This window comes from Arthrobacter sp. NtRootA1 (genome assembly GCF_019976975.1).
In the GTDB taxonomy this organism is placed as follows: domain Bacteria; phylum Actinomycetota; class Actinomycetes; order Actinomycetales; family Micrococcaceae; genus Arthrobacter; species Arthrobacter aromaticivorans.
The window spans coordinates 97,722-112,883 of the sequence record NZ_AP024630.1 but is presented as its reverse complement, the minus strand read 5'-3'; the positions used below and the strand labels follow the sequence as shown (position 1 = coordinate 112,883).

Annotated in this window: 16 protein-coding genes; 7 read left to right on the top strand and 9 right to left on the bottom strand. The window is 63.3% G+C overall.

The genetic code is table 11. From position 1 onward, the window contains the following. From hpt to dacB, 4 genes are all read right to left on the bottom strand, one after another. Positions 1-552: a hypoxanthine phosphoribosyltransferase gene (gene hpt, locus LDN90_RS00565; protein WP_216924216.1), complete on the bottom strand. Its 552-nt coding sequence runs from the start codon at positions 550-552 to the stop codon at positions 1-3. A 31-nt stretch (positions 553-583) separates the two neighbouring features. After that, positions 584-1,654, bottom strand: a complete 1,071-nt coding sequence (gene tilS / locus LDN90_RS00560) for a tRNA lysidine(34) synthetase TilS (protein WP_346347011.1) — start codon at positions 1,652-1,654, stop codon at positions 584-586. Between the two features lie 137 nt (positions 1,655-1,791). Continuing rightward, positions 1,792-2,913, bottom strand: coding sequence for a zinc-dependent metalloprotease (locus tag LDN90_RS00555; protein WP_223947512.1), 1,122 nt, complete (start codon positions 2,911-2,913; stop codon positions 1,792-1,794). 82 nt (positions 2,914-2,995) lie between these two features. Then, positions 2,996-4,447: a D-alanyl-D-alanine carboxypeptidase/D-alanyl-D-alanine-endopeptidase gene (gene dacB, locus LDN90_RS00550; RefSeq protein WP_223947511.1), complete on the bottom strand. Its 1,452-nt coding sequence runs from the start codon at positions 4,445-4,447 to the stop codon at positions 2,996-2,998. 143 nt (positions 4,448-4,590) lie between these two features. Between dacB and LDN90_RS00545 the strand changes: the two genes are divergently transcribed. From LDN90_RS00545 to LDN90_RS00520, 6 genes are all read left to right on the top strand, one after another. Beyond that, a complete protein-coding gene (locus LDN90_RS00545; protein ID WP_144663396.1) occupies positions 4,591-5,079 on the top strand; it encodes an inorganic diphosphatase in 489 nt (162 codons plus the stop codon). 279 nt (positions 5,080-5,358) lie between these two features. Next, a complete protein-coding gene (locus tag LDN90_RS00540; protein WP_223947510.1) occupies positions 5,359-6,339 on the top strand; it encodes a hypothetical protein in 981 nt (326 codons plus the stop codon). Further along, positions 6,336-7,112 carry a hypothetical protein gene (locus tag LDN90_RS00535; protein WP_223947509.1) on the top strand — a complete coding sequence of 259 codons (777 nt, stop codon included), beginning with the start codon at positions 6,336-6,338 and terminating at the stop codon, positions 7,110-7,112. The genes LDN90_RS00540 and LDN90_RS00535 overlap by 4 nt, the downstream gene beginning before the upstream one ends. A gap of 3 nt (positions 7,113-7,115) precedes the next feature. Further along, positions 7,116-7,751 carry an RDD family protein gene (locus tag LDN90_RS00530; RefSeq protein WP_223947508.1) on the top strand — a complete coding sequence of 212 codons (636 nt, stop codon included), beginning with the start codon at positions 7,116-7,118 and terminating at the stop codon, positions 7,749-7,751. Positions 7,752-7,953: 202 nt separating this feature from the next. Continuing rightward, positions 7,954-8,373, top strand: a complete 420-nt coding sequence (locus tag LDN90_RS00525; RefSeq protein WP_223947507.1) for a hypothetical protein — start codon at positions 7,954-7,956, stop codon at positions 8,371-8,373. 91 nt (positions 8,374-8,464) lie between these two features. Continuing rightward, positions 8,465-9,064 (top strand): hypothetical protein, encoded by a 600-nt coding sequence (locus LDN90_RS00520; protein ID WP_216924227.1) that lies wholly within the window; start codon positions 8,465-8,467, stop codon positions 9,062-9,064. A 105-nt stretch (positions 9,065-9,169) separates the two neighbouring features. Here the strand turns inward: LDN90_RS00520 and LDN90_RS00515 are convergent, their stop codons facing one another. The 3 genes from LDN90_RS00515 to LDN90_RS00505 are packed head-to-tail and all read right to left on the bottom strand — an operon-like array spanning position 9,170 to position 11,201. Continuing rightward, positions 9,170-9,745, bottom strand: a complete 576-nt coding sequence (locus LDN90_RS00515) for a DUF3618 domain-containing protein (RefSeq protein ID WP_223947506.1) — start codon at positions 9,743-9,745, stop codon at positions 9,170-9,172. Beyond that, entirely contained in the window at positions 9,742-10,173 is a 432-nt protein-coding gene (locus LDN90_RS00510) for a phage holin family protein (protein ID WP_216924230.1), read from the bottom strand. Before LDN90_RS00510 ends, LDN90_RS00515 begins: the two co-directional genes overlap by 4 nt. Further along, a complete protein-coding gene (locus LDN90_RS00505) occupies positions 10,170-11,201 on the bottom strand; it encodes a hypothetical protein (RefSeq protein WP_223947505.1) in 1,032 nt (343 codons plus the stop codon). Before LDN90_RS00505 ends, LDN90_RS00510 begins: the two co-directional genes overlap by 4 nt. A gap of 162 nt (positions 11,202-11,363) precedes the next feature. Here LDN90_RS00505 and LDN90_RS00500 point away from each other — a divergent pair, with 162 nt between their 5' ends. Further along, positions 11,364-12,446 (top strand): aromatic acid exporter family protein, encoded by a 1,083-nt coding sequence (locus LDN90_RS00500; protein WP_223947504.1) that lies wholly within the window; start codon positions 11,364-11,366, stop codon positions 12,444-12,446. A gap of 16 nt (positions 12,447-12,462) precedes the next feature. Here the strand turns inward: LDN90_RS00500 and LDN90_RS00495 are convergent, their stop codons facing one another. Next, positions 12,463-13,497 carry an NAD-dependent epimerase/dehydratase family protein gene (locus tag LDN90_RS00495; RefSeq protein WP_223947503.1) on the bottom strand — a complete coding sequence of 345 codons (1,035 nt, stop codon included), beginning with the start codon at positions 13,495-13,497 and terminating at the stop codon, positions 12,463-12,465. Positions 13,498-13,530: 33 nt separating this feature from the next. After that, a complete protein-coding gene (rfaE2, locus tag LDN90_RS00490) occupies positions 13,531-15,108 on the bottom strand; it encodes a D-glycero-beta-D-manno-heptose 1-phosphate adenylyltransferase (RefSeq protein ID WP_223947502.1) in 1,578 nt (525 codons plus the stop codon). Positions 15,109-15,162: the final 54 nt, after the last annotated feature.

Below are 15,162 nucleotides of genomic sequence, written 5' to 3'. Positions count from 1 at the left end.
TTACTCGTAAACGTGCGGGGCAAGCGTGCCCACGAAGTCCAGGTTGCGGTACTTCTCGGCGTAGTCCAGGCCGTAGCCCACAACGAATTCGTTGGGGATGTCGTAGCCGACGTACTTGACGTCGATCTCGACCTTGGCGGCGGTCGGCTTACGGAAAGCGGTGCAGATCTCAACGCTGGCCGTACCGCGGGATTCAAGGTTGGACTTGAGCCATGAAAGTGTGAGGCCGGAGTCGATGATGTCCTCGACGATCAGCACGTCCTTGCCCATGAGGTCGGTATCGAGGTCCTTGAGGATCCGGACAACGCCCGAGGACTGGGTGCCGGAGCCATAGGAAGAGACTGCCATCCAGTCCATGCTGACGTGGCTGTGCAAGGCCCGCGCCAGGTCCGCCATGACCATGACGGCACCCTTGAGGACACCGACGATCAGCAGTTCGCGGCCTTCGTAGTCTTTGTCGATCTGCGCCGCCAGTTCAGCGATTCGCGTTTGGATCTGCTCTTTGGTGTAAAGAACGTGCTTGAGATCTGCCTGGACGTCGTTTGAATCCACCAATGGCTCCTGTTTTGATGCTCGGGTGCGGCTACTGTTGGGGCGATTTCTGATGCCGGAATACTAGCTTCCCACAGGGTGCGGCTTCCCGGGGACCGCCGGTGGTCGAATCACCCGTCCCGGCAGCAGGCGACGCAATGGAAGAACCCGCCCGTTCCTGCTCCAAATCACTCAGCGACAGGCGATAGACACTGACGTGGCCGGGAAGTTCCACAGGACCGGCAGAACCCTGGCGGCGAAGCAGCGCTTCCGCGGCCTGGAGCCGTCCGTAACCGGGTTGTTGGCCCCCGACGTCGGCAGCTGCCTTGGCGATGACTCGGAACCTCAGCGCTGCAGGAAGTCCGCGGACGGCATCCTCTGGCAACCACGCGCCGTCGTCGGTTCGCTGGACCAGCGAGAGATACGTCTCGTTTGCGAGATCCTCAAGGAAATCCGCGTCCTGCTGAAGGATTGCGGCTGTCCGTGCCAAAGACTCGGCAACGCCCGGCCCCAGCTTTTCTTCGAGGACCGGCATGACCTCGACGCGTGTCCGCGAGCGCGCGAAGGCAGAGTCACTGTTGCTCGGATCATGCCACGGCTGCAGTTCCTCGACCTCGCAGATTTCCAGGGTCTCTTCCCGCCGCAGGCCAAGGAAGGGCCTCATCAGGCGTCCCCGGATTGGCCTCATGCCGGCCAAAGAACGGGTGCCGGAACCACGGGCCAAGCCCAGGAGCACCTGTTCGGCTTGGTCGTCCAAGGTGTGCCCCAGCAGGATGTGATCGCAGCCAAGGTCATCCGCAGCCGCCTCGAGGGCTGCGTGCCGGGCATCGCGGGCCGCAGCTTCGGGCCCGAACCCAGTGGACGCGACCTCCACCGTACGGACTTCCACAGGTGAGAGGCCCAGTTCCCCCAGGACAGCTGCCGTCCGGGAAGCTACGTCTGCCGAGCCAGCCTGAAGTTGGTGGTCGACAACCACGCCGGCCACCGAAATAGGATGCCCGTCCACGTGGCCGCGCCGGGCGAAGTATCCAGCCACCGCGGCGAGCGCAAGCGAATCCGGTCCTCCGCTGCAGGCTACGAGCACACGTTCCGGGTAACCCGCAGCGGCCAAGGCGTTTTGCAACTGCTTCCGCGCCTTGCCGACGACTGGCGCCAAACGGCCGGGCCGGCGTCGGCCCTTGCCTGTTGCTGCATGCTCGGAACCGTTGTCAGAACCACTGCTGGAACCGCCATGTGAGGGGCCATCAAATACGGGTGCGCTCAAAGCCCCATCCGCTCGAGCCACATCCTGGAATTGTGGATCTCTTCCTCGGTGGGGAGGTTTTCGGCCGAGTTCCACACCCGGTTGAAGCCTTCCATGCCGCCTACCGCAACAACCTCGCGCACGAACTTTGCACCATCTGTGTACTGGCGCATCTTGGCGTCGAGACCGAGGAGGTTACGGATGAACTTCTCGATGATGCCGCGGTCCTTGCCGCGGTCATTGAACCGCTGGCGGATCGTCTTCACGGACGGGACGATGCTGGAATCCACCGCATCCATCACCACATTGGCATGACCTTCGAGGAGGCTCATGACGGCAGTGATGTGGGATAGGGAAGCCTTCTCCTCGGGATCCTGCAGCAGGTCCAGAATTGCGCCCCGGCTGGGCACGTTCCCGGATGCAGCACGGTCCTTCAGGGATTTGGCCACCGCGGCCGCCCGTTCAACCAGGGAATCCATGTTGCCCAGCAGATGGCTGCTGAGCTTTTCGATTTCGGCGAGCATGTGGTCCCGCAGCCACGGTGCTGCGGCGAACTGAACGCGGTGCGTTTGCTCGTGAAGGCATACCCAGAGCCTGAAGTCGTCCGGGTGCACGTTGAGTTCGCGTTCGACGGAGATGATGTTGGGTGCAACAAGGAGTAGCCGCCCGCCCGAAGGAACGCGGGCGCCCGGGGCCAGGGCCGCGAACGGATCGTATTGGCCCAGGACTTTACTGGACAGGAAAGCAAGGATGGCGCCGAGTTGGCTGCCGGTGATGGCTCCGCTGGCTGCAGCCGCAGCAGGTGTCATGGACAGGCTGCCACGGGACTCCAGCATTTTCTCCAGAATAGGCTGGAGCATGACGGAGAAGCTCTGGGTGTTGGCCTTGGACCATGAGGCACGGTCCACCACGAGAACGTGCGAGTCCCGCAGGTCCCGCGCCGCTTCAAGCCCCGTGATGTCATGGACATGTGGCACGGAGATATCGGCGTTGAAGCGCAGGTTCTCCACCGCCTTGCCGATTTCCCCGGCGCTCAGCGCTGGACCGGGCGGGGTAAGCCGGGCAGCCGTGGAGGCGGCCAGGTCCCAATTGATCAGGGACGGGGCCCCTGCTGACGAATCTCGGGCAGATGACACCATACGGTCCATCACACCACATGAGGCTGGCAATGGGCCTTTAAGTTCGCTCCGCGCTGACCCTCACTCCACCCGAGTAGGTGAGCTAGCGGCAGCCGCACGAGGCCAGCACCGATGCCGAACGGTCCATCGCCTCCTTGTTTCCAGCCGCACCCGGTTCCAGGCCATTGCCGATGAACGAGAACACCAGCAGGCGTCCATCAGCGTCCACTACGTACCCGCTCAGCGCGATGACAGTGTTGAGCGTCCCCGTTTTGGCGCGGACAAGGCCCGCACCCTGGGCTGTACTCGGATCCACGTACCTGTCGTCCAGGGTGCCCGTAAGGCCCGCCACCGGGAATCCGTCCAGGGCCGCCCGAAGACTCAGGTCCGGTCCGCTGGTGATGGCACGGACTACCTCGGCAAACTGGCGGGCAGTGACCTGGTTCTCCAAGGCAAGGCCCGAGACATCGGCCAACTGCATCTGCTTGGGATCAGTGGCGATTCCCAACTCTCCCAGCCGTTGGCGCACGGCTGAAGTGGCGCCGTCGTACGTCGCTTCCTGTCCGGACGCAATGGCGGTCATCCGCCCAAGCGCCTCAGCCAGGAAGTTGTCCGAGGTCTCCAGCATGAGGTCCACCTGCTCGCTCACAGTCGCGGATTCAGCGGCGGCCAGCACCTTGGCGGGGACGCCCTTGCCGCGTTCGACGCCGGGACGCACCTGCACGCCGACAGCGGCCAATTGTTCGGCGAAAGCCTGGGCGGTGGTGACGGCCGAATCCTGCGGACGCGGCCCAGTGGTAAGCGTGGGTGAGTAGCGCCCGGAATTCAGGGCAAGGGAAAACAAGGGGGCAGTTTCGCCAGCCGCGACGTCGTCCAGGCTCCACGCAGGATTGAGGGGCGCACCGCTGAACAGCGAATCATCCACCTGCACCGTCACGGGCCCTTTGACCCCGGCGGTAGCCAAGGAAGCGGCAGTATCGGAGGCCAGGGTTGCAAGTCCTGACCTGCCCATCACGGCCTCAGGATCCGAGGCACCTGCGCCGAGGAGCACGTCCCCTCCCCCCGTCAGCACCACGGTTGACGCATCGGAACCGGCCAGCACACGGGTGGTAAAGCGGGATTCGGGACCGAGCGCCTTCAAAGCAGCGACGGCGGTCAAAAGCTTCATATTCGACGCCGGGATTCGGTTGGCGTTGGCATCGCGGTCGAACAGGACCGTGCCTGTGGAGGCGTCCATGACAATGCCAGTAATGCTGCCGGCGCCGGAAGGTTTCAGGGCGCCATTCAAAAGGCGCGAAAGCTCAGCCGGTACGGGCACAGGGGCATCGGGATCCAAAGGAAGCACGCCGTTGGCCTCGGAAAGGTGGTCAGGCTCCTGCTGCCATGGCGGCGCGGATGGTGACGGCTTGGGTGCGCTGAGGAGCCCTGGCACCATGCCGGCCACCACGATCGCCCCCAGACACAGGAGGACCAGCGTCAACAGCATCGGCCATTTCAAGCGCCCCCACGCCGTGGACACCCACTTCCGGGCACCCCCGTTTTTAACGCCCTTCATGCAGTTGCTTGGTCCTGTCAGTCCTGAAAATGTCCCGCCGGTTCAAGAAACCCGGGCCTCTCGCTATATCCTCAATAGTAGTCGGCGGCGCTGGCTGCACTTTCGCCTGCCGCGCCCCACCCACACCCGTCAAGGAGCACGCCATGAAGCACGACGTGACCATCGAGATCCCCAAGGGATCGCGCGTCAAGTACGAAGTTGACCACGAAACCGGCCGCGTCCGCCTGGACCGCGTCCTCTTCACCTCCATGCAGTACCCCACGCACTACGGTTTCTTCGAGAACACCCTGGGCGAAGACGGCGACCCCCTGGACGCACTGGTGCTCCTGCAGGACTTCGACCTCCACCCGGGCGTCATCGTTGAGTCCCGCCCCATCGGCGTTTTCAACATGACCGACGACGGCGGCGGAGACGCCAAGGTCCTCTGCGTCCCGGTTGATGCACGTTTCGACCACATCCAGGAAGTCAGCGACGTCAGCGAATTCCTGATCAAGGAAATCGAGCACTTCTTTACCCGTTACAAGGACCTGGAGCCCGGCAAGTGGGTCAAGGCTGAAGGCTGGGGCGATCGCGCCGCTGCCGAAGCCGAGCTGGAAGCTTCCATCAAGCGCTTCTCGGCCGAAGGCCACTAATTCCCATCTGAGTAGCACTTAAGCGCGTTTTGAACGCTCAAAACGCGCTAAGTGCGACCTAGTTGGGCTCGACGGCGGCTGGTGCTGTTCCCTGTGAACCGCACCAGTCGCCGTCGTGCTTTAAGCAACGCGGGGTCAGATACGGCCCATTGTTGGCTAAAACATGGGCCGTAAGTGACCTCGCGTTGCTTTGATGGGCACTGCTCCCCATCGCGCCACCTTCAGGGTCCGCCTAGGCTTGGACGAGACTTTACGACGCATGTACACAGGGGGTTCCACATGGCTGGGTTCTACGGCGCGGACATTGCGCAGCTTCGCAGTCTGGCCGGCGTCATGGGCAAGGCTGCTGACGCCATCAATATGCAGAGCGCACAGTTGTCCAACGCCATCAACTCTGCAACGGCGTGGCAGGGGCGCGATGCCACAGTCTTCAAGAGCGATTGGAACAGCCAGCACAGGCAGAGCCTTATGAAGGCCGCCAACATGCTGAGGGACAACGCGGGCCAGCTCAAAAATCACGCCAACCAGCAGGAATTTGCCAGCCACAATGACGGCTCAGGTACATCGGTGGGCGTCCTGAAAGACGTCTATGACACAGCAACGGGCGTCAAGGAATTGGGCGCGCAGCTCTGGACTGCCTACAAGTACGGCAAGCTCGGTCATGCCGAATGGGTCAAGACCCGCGAGGTACTCACCAACTGGCGGGCTGGCGGTACGGTGCTGCGGGATGCTTTGAGCGCGTTGCGCAGCGGTGAGAAGGTCACTGACGTCATCACCGACCTCAAGGCGAACATTCCCTACAGCCAGGCTTTCCAAGACGCCACAAAATTCTCCAAGGGCCTTCGAATCGCGGGGGCCTTGGCGGCGCCGTTGAACATCGTTGGCGGTATCAGCGACATGATCAGCCCGGAGCACGACGGCTGGCGCGGTACAGGCGACCGGGTAGCCGGCGGCCTGTCCGTAGTGGGCGGGGTGGGCAGCATCATGCTCATGACGGCCGGTGGCGCCGCCTTGCTGGGGCCCATTGGCGCCCCGATCGTGATCGGCGCGGGCATCGTTGCCGGCGCCTGGGCATTGGGCAACCTGGTGGCGGACAACTGGGATTCGATCAGCAACTTCGCCCGGAACCCTGGCAGCTACATCGCCGACGGCGCCCGGGAAGTAGGCAATTTCGCCAAGGATGTAGGCAGTAAGGTGGCAGACGGGGTCGGTAATGCCGCCAAGTCAGTCGGGAACTTTGTCGGAGGGATATTCGGATGACCACCAGCACCATGAATTGGACCGAGCGGGACGTACAGGCTGCGGCAAAGGTCCTGGCGTCGGCCAGCGCCACAGGCAAGGCCTTGCCGACGTTGACCGATGAAGAGGTTGTTGCCTTGGACGGCGTCCAGCACGAGCAAATCGTGGCCCTTCCGTGGCTCACAGCGCAGGACGCCAGCAAGGAGCTGATGTGTGCTGTGGCCCTGCGTGGACTGCTTGCCAAGGAACTCGTCTACCCCGTGATCTTTGAAGGCGAGACCGAACCCACCCGGCTGCACGCCACCGAGGAAATAACCGGTGCCCTGACACTGCGCCGCAGTGGCAGCAGCGTGGTCTCCGTGGAACGCACCGTTTCCACTGGCAAGCGCTGGCTCTACGGCTACCTCCACGACGACGGCGTGCTGCTGGAGGAAGTGGACGAAGGCGGGCTGCACGGCTTCACCGTTGTCACCCGGGATCAGTTGGCTCCGCGCCTGGCTGAATTCGTTGACCCGAACACAGCGGCCAACCGCGACACCGATCCCACTGTTTACTCTGAGGCCGGGTTCGAAGAATACGCCGCAACGGCCCTGGCCGATACCCAGGCGGCCAGCAACGTGGTGGTCTTCAATTCTGATAAGAACGACTTTCCAACTGTCACCGTGTACACCGGCCCCACCAGCGTGCACGTGCTTACCCCCCGCGTAGAAGACGAATCAGTCTCCCTTGAGCTGAAGGAGACGTCCGCCCCCACCCTTGCCCGTGTCCTCGGCGGGCTGGCTGGGCTGGCCTGATCCATGAGCAATTCGAAGTCCCAAACCGCTACTGGCTTGGTTGATGCCCTCAATGGCCGCCCTGTACGCCGCCATCCCGAGACCGGCGCATACTTCGTGAAAGCATCCGGAGGAGCCCACTTCTGGGGTCGCGTACTTGACGCAATCGTGTTCCTTGCCGGATATGGCATCCTGGCCGCGATGGTGGCCGTTGCACGCAATGCCCTGATGAACAGTGGCTCGCTTCTGGCCTTTAACGACGGTTTTTGGCTGACGCTCTACGCTGTTCTCTGGTTCGTTGCTTTGTTCGTTTACGGCATGATCTGGGGTACTGCGGGCAGCGTTGGCGATGCTGCCGCGGGCATGCGTTCGGTACGGATCAAGGACGGTACGACGGCGGGCGCCTGGCTGGGCGGCTGGCGTGCCATCTGCTGGTCCTTCTTCCCGTTCTTCGTGGTGATGCTGATTCTGGCGGCGTTCAGCGGGAGCTCGGGCGATACGTGGGATCCAAAGTTTGCAGCTTTTGATCGGCGATCCGGGATGGCGCAGGGCCGCCAGCCGGTCCCGGACCCCAAAGTGGTCGCCGCACACCAAGCCGCCGAGGCAGAAAGGCAGAACCTGCCAAATCTCTACGGCCAGCGCCCTGATGCGCGGCCGTAACTGGCTGGTAAGGCGCACTGAGCGCAGGCTCGGACCCGAGCTTGGACAGCTACGTCATATTGCGTCCTCGCGCCGCATCTTTTGGAAGCTCCTCATCCCCTGCTTAGCGGTTGGATTCCTTTTCGGCGCAATAGGTGAGTTCATCAGTCCCGCCACCTCCACGCGGGAACCCGGCCGCTTCGAGGATCCAGTCCTGTTCATCGTGGCAAGCACTCTTACAGGCCTGGTCCTCTGGTCAATGACGCTCTTGGGCAGCTTCCGCAAACTCCTGGTGTTCGACGGCGGGATCGTGGCCAGGTATTCCCAGCAGTACACCACTTTGGAGTTTCCGTGGGCGGAGATCGCACCTGCCTACATCAAGGCGGTGACCACGGCGGATGGCACTGATCCTGACCGCCGTTTGGTGGCTCGGCAAAAGACATCCCTGGGAGTGGCCGGAAAGAACGCGCTGGTTTTTCAGGCACGCGATACATTCTGGGTATTCTCCACCAATGAAGATCCCGTCCCTCTGGTGGAAGCCATCCAGGCGGCGATGCGCGACGCCGGAATACCCGACGCGCGCCGGTTGGCGGCAGGTGCGCTGCCCGCCGTCGTCGTAACCGGACGCACCGCACTGGACTAGCTGAAGGTGGATTGGATCAAGGGAAGGGCGAAAGAAATAAGAAAAACAAGCCCTTGCACAGCGGCTACCAGCCGGTAGCATGTGATCCACTATGTTCACTCTGACCATCAACCAACGCGACAGCCGCCGCGACGGCGACCTCGTGCCCCAGCTCCTCAAGGACTTGCGGCACGTTCCGGCACGGCTCGACTTCGACCGTTCGGTTGAGGACGAGGTGCAAGGCATCGTCGAGTCCGGCCACCACGCTGTTGATACAGCGCTGATCGCCCTCCGAACCGGTCAGTGGTACGTGGGAATCGGTGTGGGGCCCATCAACGAACCCCTTCCAAACCTTGTCAAAGACGCTTCCGGGCACGGTCTGGTCTATGCCCGGCGGGCTGTCGATCGTCTCCGCAGCGGGAAGGAACGAGTCCCTGTTGCCGTTGATGGTCCCTTCACGGCTTTGGCAGCAGAAGCCGAAGCGGTCCTTCGACTCCTCGGACACATCGTGCAGCACCGCAGCGTGGCCGAGTGGCGGGTCCTGGACCTCCTCACCCCCGGCGTCCGCGGGCAGCAAAAGGCTGTGGCCCAGGAACTCGGCATCACCACTCAGGCTGTCAGCAAAGCACTTGCCCGCGCACAGTGGGTGGAAGAACATGCTGCCCGTCCCGCCGCAGCACGTCTACTGCAAATGATCCTCGAAGTGCGCTAGCCAGCAGCCGCGAAACAGCCCCGCGAACCCAACTGAGTCGCAGTTAATGCCGTTCTGAGATCTCAAAACGGGCTTAACTGCGACTCAGTTGGGCGGGTAACGCGATTACTGGTTGCCGAGGTTGTCCTTGGCCATCGCGGCGCGGTCCTGCACATCTGCAGCAGCGGCCTGGCCTTCGTCCTTGACGTTGGCGGCTGCTTCAGTGGCGCTGTCTTTTACGTTCTGGACAGCGTCCTGTGCCGGCTCCTTGAGGTGTTCGGCCATCTCCTGGGCGGCGTGTCCCAGTTCCTCGGTCAGTGGCTGGGCTGCTTCCTTGATTGCGTGGGCAGCCTCGCGTTCCTTGTCCGACGGCGGAATCAGGGCGGACACCAGCAGACCGGCACCGAAGGCGATCAAGCCGGCAGCAATGGGGTTGCCTTGGGCTTTTCGTGTGATCACCTGTGGTGCGTCGCCAATGTCATCGACCACACCGGAAACAGCGTCCTGGGCCTGGTGGGCTACGTGGCCCGCCCTGTCCTGAACGTCGTCGCGGGCGCCAAACACCGCCGTCTTGATCCTGTCTACCCTCCGGTTGACGATGTGCGAGGGCGTGACCTTGTCGGCAACGGCGTCAACGTTGGTACTGAGCCGCCTGCGAGTTTGTTCGATGTCGGCGCGCAGGGCGTCGGGGTTCTGCGTCATCGTGTCTCCTCAGTATTCGGTTTGAAGGTTGGAGGTATTTCCTTGACTGTCTCGGCGGTGCGCGGCATGCCTTTGATGGTGTTCAATTCCTTGCGTCCCATCGAGGCCAGCACCGCTGCGACTATGCCCCAAATGACCGCCACAACAACTGCGGACCATCCCAGGCCTATGAGCTGACCCAAGGCCCACCAAAGCGCCAAGGACAGGAACAGCACGGTTAGATGCCCGGCCCAAGCGGCCCCGGCCATCATCCCTGCGCCCTTTCCGGCCTTGGTGGCCGATTCCTTGAGCTCTACCTTGGCCAGCTCAACTTCCTGCCGCATCAAGGTGGAGACATCGCGCGTCAGGTCGCTCAGCAGTTCGCCGAGCGGTACGGATTCGGCTTTGAGATGGGCTTCGGTGGGAGGAAGGTCGGCAGGACTACTCATCGGGGACCTCCATATACGGGATCATCGGGATCGCTGGGATCATCGGGACGGGCGAGCGGATCTCCTTGCGCCTTTACCCCACCGGCGTCGGTTTCCGGGTAGGGCATGGTTGATCCTTCCAGGCCACCAGTGGTGCCCGCGTCGTACCCCGTGTCAGTTCCGGCACCTGTCGCAGATGTTCCAGCGGCTGTCGTTCCGTATCCGGCACCCGTCGTTCCGTATCCAGTGTCCATTCCGGCACCCGTCGTTCCGTAGCCAGCGGTCGTCGTCTGGGGACCTGGCAGATCTACTGCCGGAGGTGACACAGCGCCGCCCTGGGTTGGGTAGTACATGGCGCGAGGGGTCTGGGTGGTGGCATCCGAAGTGCCCGTCCCGGTCATGGGCGAGTTGTCCGCCATTCCGCGGCCCAAACGTCCGGCGAGGACACCCGCACCGGCAGCCAACAGCAAGAACGTGCCCGGCTTACGGCGGGCAAAGCTCTTGACCTCATCCAGGAGTGAACCCGGATCCCGGTTCTCCAGCCACCGGGCAACCGAGGAGGAGCGCTCGGCCGCTTGCTGGACCAGATCCGTGGCCACGCCACCGTTTTGGGTCGAATTGGCCATGGTGGACAGTTCGTCGGAAATGGACCGCAAGCCCTCGGCAACCCTCTGCTGTTGGGTAGCAGCCTGATCCGCCAGCTCGCCCTTGGTTTGCGTTAGCAACTGCCGGGCGTTCATCTTGACCTCTTGGGCCACATTTCCGGCCTCGGCCTTTGCGGTTTCGACGACGCCGCCAGCCGCATCGCGCGCTGTGCCGGCGACTCCGGCGGCTTCGTGCTTGGCCGAATCGATGGTTCCCGCGCCGGATGTGGTCCCGGTAGTGCTTCCGTAACCGGTAGTCCCCGCGCTGGCATCGGTTTCCATGCCAGTGGTGTCGGTTTCAACCGGTGAGTCCAGGTAACTTCCCGAGTATGGATCGGTCCCGGCGGGGACCCCAGTCCGTGGCGCCGCGAAGCTTCCGTCCTGCGGCGATTGGCTCTCAGTCATTGTCGCTCTCTTTCCACAGTTGGCAGGCTGCGGACAGCAGCCGGGATAGTAAGTATCGTTACTATCAATGGGTGTGTACCCGCTTGCCGCGGATTCAATCGCCACATATTGAAACGAAATCCCAGCTCGACACGCGGAGCAGGACCCGTCTACGTTGGACCCATGAGCCACAAGCCCACCCGGCGGCGGCTGATTCCCGCGCTTCGAAAAACTGTCACGCGTCACCGACTCCTGTTCGCCGCCAAAACTGCGGCGGCGGCAGGATTGGCCTGGTATCTCGCGCCCTTCATGCCTGGTCCTGCCGCTTCCTACCCCTACTACGCACCGCTCGGCGCACTCGTGAGCATGCATCCCACGGTGGCAGACTCCGCAAGACATGGCCTGCAGAGCCTCATGGGCCTGGCCCTGGGTATAGGCATGGCTTTTGCGGTGACCACGGTGGCAGCGCCGACGGCGTTGGCAGTCGCCGTGGTGGTGGGATTGGGCGTGATCGTCGGCGGCCTCCCCCGGCTGGGCAGCGCCTCCGAATGGGTTCCGATGGCGGCCTTGTTTGTACTCGTCCTCGGGGATTCCAATGCGGAGGGCTTTTCCTTTGCCTACGTCCTGCAGATGGCCATGGGCGTTGCCGTTGGCTTCGCTGTGAACTGGCTGGTTTTTCCGCCGTTGCATCTTGAAGGAATTGACCCCGCCCTGGCCGGGCATCAACGGGCTTTGTCCCAACAATTGAAGGACATGGCGCGCGCGATGGAGGAATCCTGGCCGCCCAACCACGAAGCGTGGGCAAGCCGTAGCGGCGAACTGTCAGCAACCGCGGCAGCCGTGCGCACTGCCGTTCATGAAGCGGAACTGAGCGCAAAAGCGAACCCCAGGTCCCGGCGTCGTGCTGGCCGGCTACCCAGTGATTTGGCTGGACTGCGGATAGTGGAACGGCTGACCTTCCATGTCCAGGACATCACCGACGTCCTGGCAAGCGTGATCTGGGAAGAGGATGCGGGAACAGTCATACCGGACAGCGTCCTGGCCAACCTGTCCGAGGCGCTGGAGGCAGTGTCCCGGGTGATTGATCAGTGGCGGGACGGGGATGCCGGGGAGCTGAAGAGCCGTTTGGCGGAGGCGAAGGACAGCGTCTCGGAACTTGGGGACGCGGTCACGGAAGCTGCAGCCGGCCAGGCATCGGTGAACGCGGCGGCGTCGGTGGCCATGAGTTTGCGCAGGATTATCACGGTTGTATCCCCTGCGGATTAGGCCATCAACGCCAAAATTAGCGTGGCGTCAACGGCGGTGAGGCTTTCCGCCCCTTACCGGCACCGAGTCCGTCCAGCACTTCAGTCAGCGCCTCCAACGATGATCGGTGGGGCATCCAGCCCAGGAGGCTGTGGGCGCGGCTTGTGTCCATAATGGGTGCGCCGGCGGCCATGTCCACCCAGCCGCCGTCGGTTACCTGCAACCGCAAGCGCCAACTGACCTCGACGACGGCGCGCAGCACCGGAAGCGGTAAGGGCAGCTGCCGCCGGGCGTTGAGGATCCAGGCGAGGGCGTTGGGGTCCAGCACGGGCTCCGCTGCGATGTTGAACGCGCCTTCTGCCCGACGTTCCAGCACGCGCCAGTACGCGTCGGCGACGTCGTCGGCGTGAACGGCTTGAAAAACCAGCTCCTTGGGGATGGGGAGGATGGGCAGCCATGGCTTACGGGGAATGAGCCGCGGGAGAACGCTCCCCAGGAAGTAGCGACCCACTTCACTGCCCGCCTCGGCGCTGAAGATCAGTGCCGGGCGCAGCCGAGCCACTACGATGCCCGGATTTTCCTTGGCAAAGCCATCCAAAAGCCGCTCCTGGGCTGCCTTGTCCACGCTGTAGTGGGAACGCTTGATGCCCCCTGCCGGCCAACCTTCCTTGGTCCGTTGATCCTTGGGGGCCGGCGAATAGGCACCAACGGATGAAGCACAGACGACGTGCTTCACGCCAGCATGCTTGGCCGCGCCAAGTACGTGGGCCGTTCCTGCCACGTTTGTCCGGCGCAGAAGTTCGCGATCGTGATTTGGCTGGATCTGCCAGGCCAAATGCACCACGGCGTCGGCACCTGCGAAGGCGTTCTCCAGTGCTTCCCTGTCCCTGTAGTCGCCGACGTCCAGCGTGTGCCACTCCACTGCGTTGTATGGGGCTGCGTTCTTGTCAGGTTCGCGTCGGGCTATTCCCACGAGGTCAAGATCCGCGCCCTCTTCAGAACGCGCAGCCTGCAACCGTTTCAGCAATGCCGTGCCTGCGTTACCCGTGGCTCCCGTGATGACTATGCGCATGAAACTCTCCCTTCCCCATCCTGCAACGCCCGATCATGCATGCGGGTTCTCTCCCGTGGAGCGAATACGCTCCAGTACCGCCGTCGTGGAGTGTTCGGGGACGTAATCCAAAATCGTCACCGTGCCCCCATAGTGCTCCACAGCCGCGGTCTCGGCCAGCATTTCCGGCGTGTAGTCGCCGCCTTTGGCGTACACATCGGGCTGCAGCAACTCGATGAGCGGGATAGGAGTCGGGGTGTCGAACACCGTGACGTGGTCCACGCAGCTGAGCGCGGCGATCACCGCAGCACGGTCCGCTTCTGGATTCACAGGCCGGTCTTGTCCCTTCAGCTGCCGCACTGAGGAATCGCTGTTAAGGGCCACCACCAGGACGTCACCGAGTTGCTTGGCCTGGTTCAGATAGCGGGTATGGCCACGGTGCAGGACATCGAAGCACCCATTTGTCAGCACGATCCTCCGGCCCTCCCTGCGATGCGCCTCCACCTGCCGGGCCAATTCATCGGCAGTCAACGCAGTATCGGCGAACCCTCCGAGGTGCCGGGCAAGTTCCTCGGTGGTGCAGACGGAGGTGCCGGGCCGGTGGACCACAACATCGGCCGCGGCCTGGGCTAGGTCCACGCTGGTAGTCAGGGGCAGCCCGGCCGCCCGTGCCAAGGTCAGCGCGGCAACAAACGTATCGCCCGCACCGGAGGCCTGCTTCTCGGCTTCAGGCCTGGCCCAGGTTCGGTGGGTGGCGCGGGATCCGTTCGTATCGTCTCCGCTTGCGTCCGGATCGCTGGAACGCAGCGTCAGCGTCCCGTCACGGTCCAAAGTCACGACGACGGCGCCCGCACCTGAGGCGCGAAGGAGCTGGTCAGCGTGGGCCTCAACGAAGGGGCAACGTGCAGCGCCACCGGGGAGCTCTGTTCCGAGCAGCCCGGCAGCTTCCTGGGCGTTCGGGGTGGCAAGGTCCGGCTTGAGTTCGGCCCACCGGGCAGGATGATGGGCATCGACCACCAAGAGGGTGCCCTGCCTGTGGCTGGAGTCGGGGTGAGAACCAGTCTGAGGACTACGGGTGGGTCCAAGGGCATCCATCAAGGCGTCGCGGACCGGCCCCTCCAAAGCGCCGGCCTCGTAATCGCACACCACCACGGCGTTGGAACCCGCGAGCGCTCCCGGGATGGCGGCCGCCAACTCCTGGAGGCCCGCCGGGGGAACGTCGGTGGCTGCGTCGTCAAGGCGAAGCATCACCTGGCCGGCGCTGCTTATCCGGAACTTCGTGGTGGTGATCATGCGGGGATGCTGCACCACGCCAGATATGTCGATGCCGGCAGCCACGAGTCTCCCAAGGAGCTCCTGGCCGGCAGAATCCTTACCGACCAACGAGACAAACCTGACGTCGGCCCCAAGGGCCGCCAGGTTCATGGCAGTATTGGCGGCTCCTCCAGGGGCGAAGTCGCGGCGCTTGACCTGGACCACTGGGGCGGGAGCTTCGCGGCAAAAGCGCTCAATCAGCCCATCCCACCAACCGTCCAGGATGGCGTCGCCGACGACTGTCATAACGGGCCGTTCCTCGGCCAAGCGGCGCGGCAGCCATTCGGCCAAACCTTCTTGATTGGAGAGGCGTGCCATTGGGTACCTTCCGGTAGAGGCGGCATGTTCCTGCTCCCCTCAGGTACCCAACAG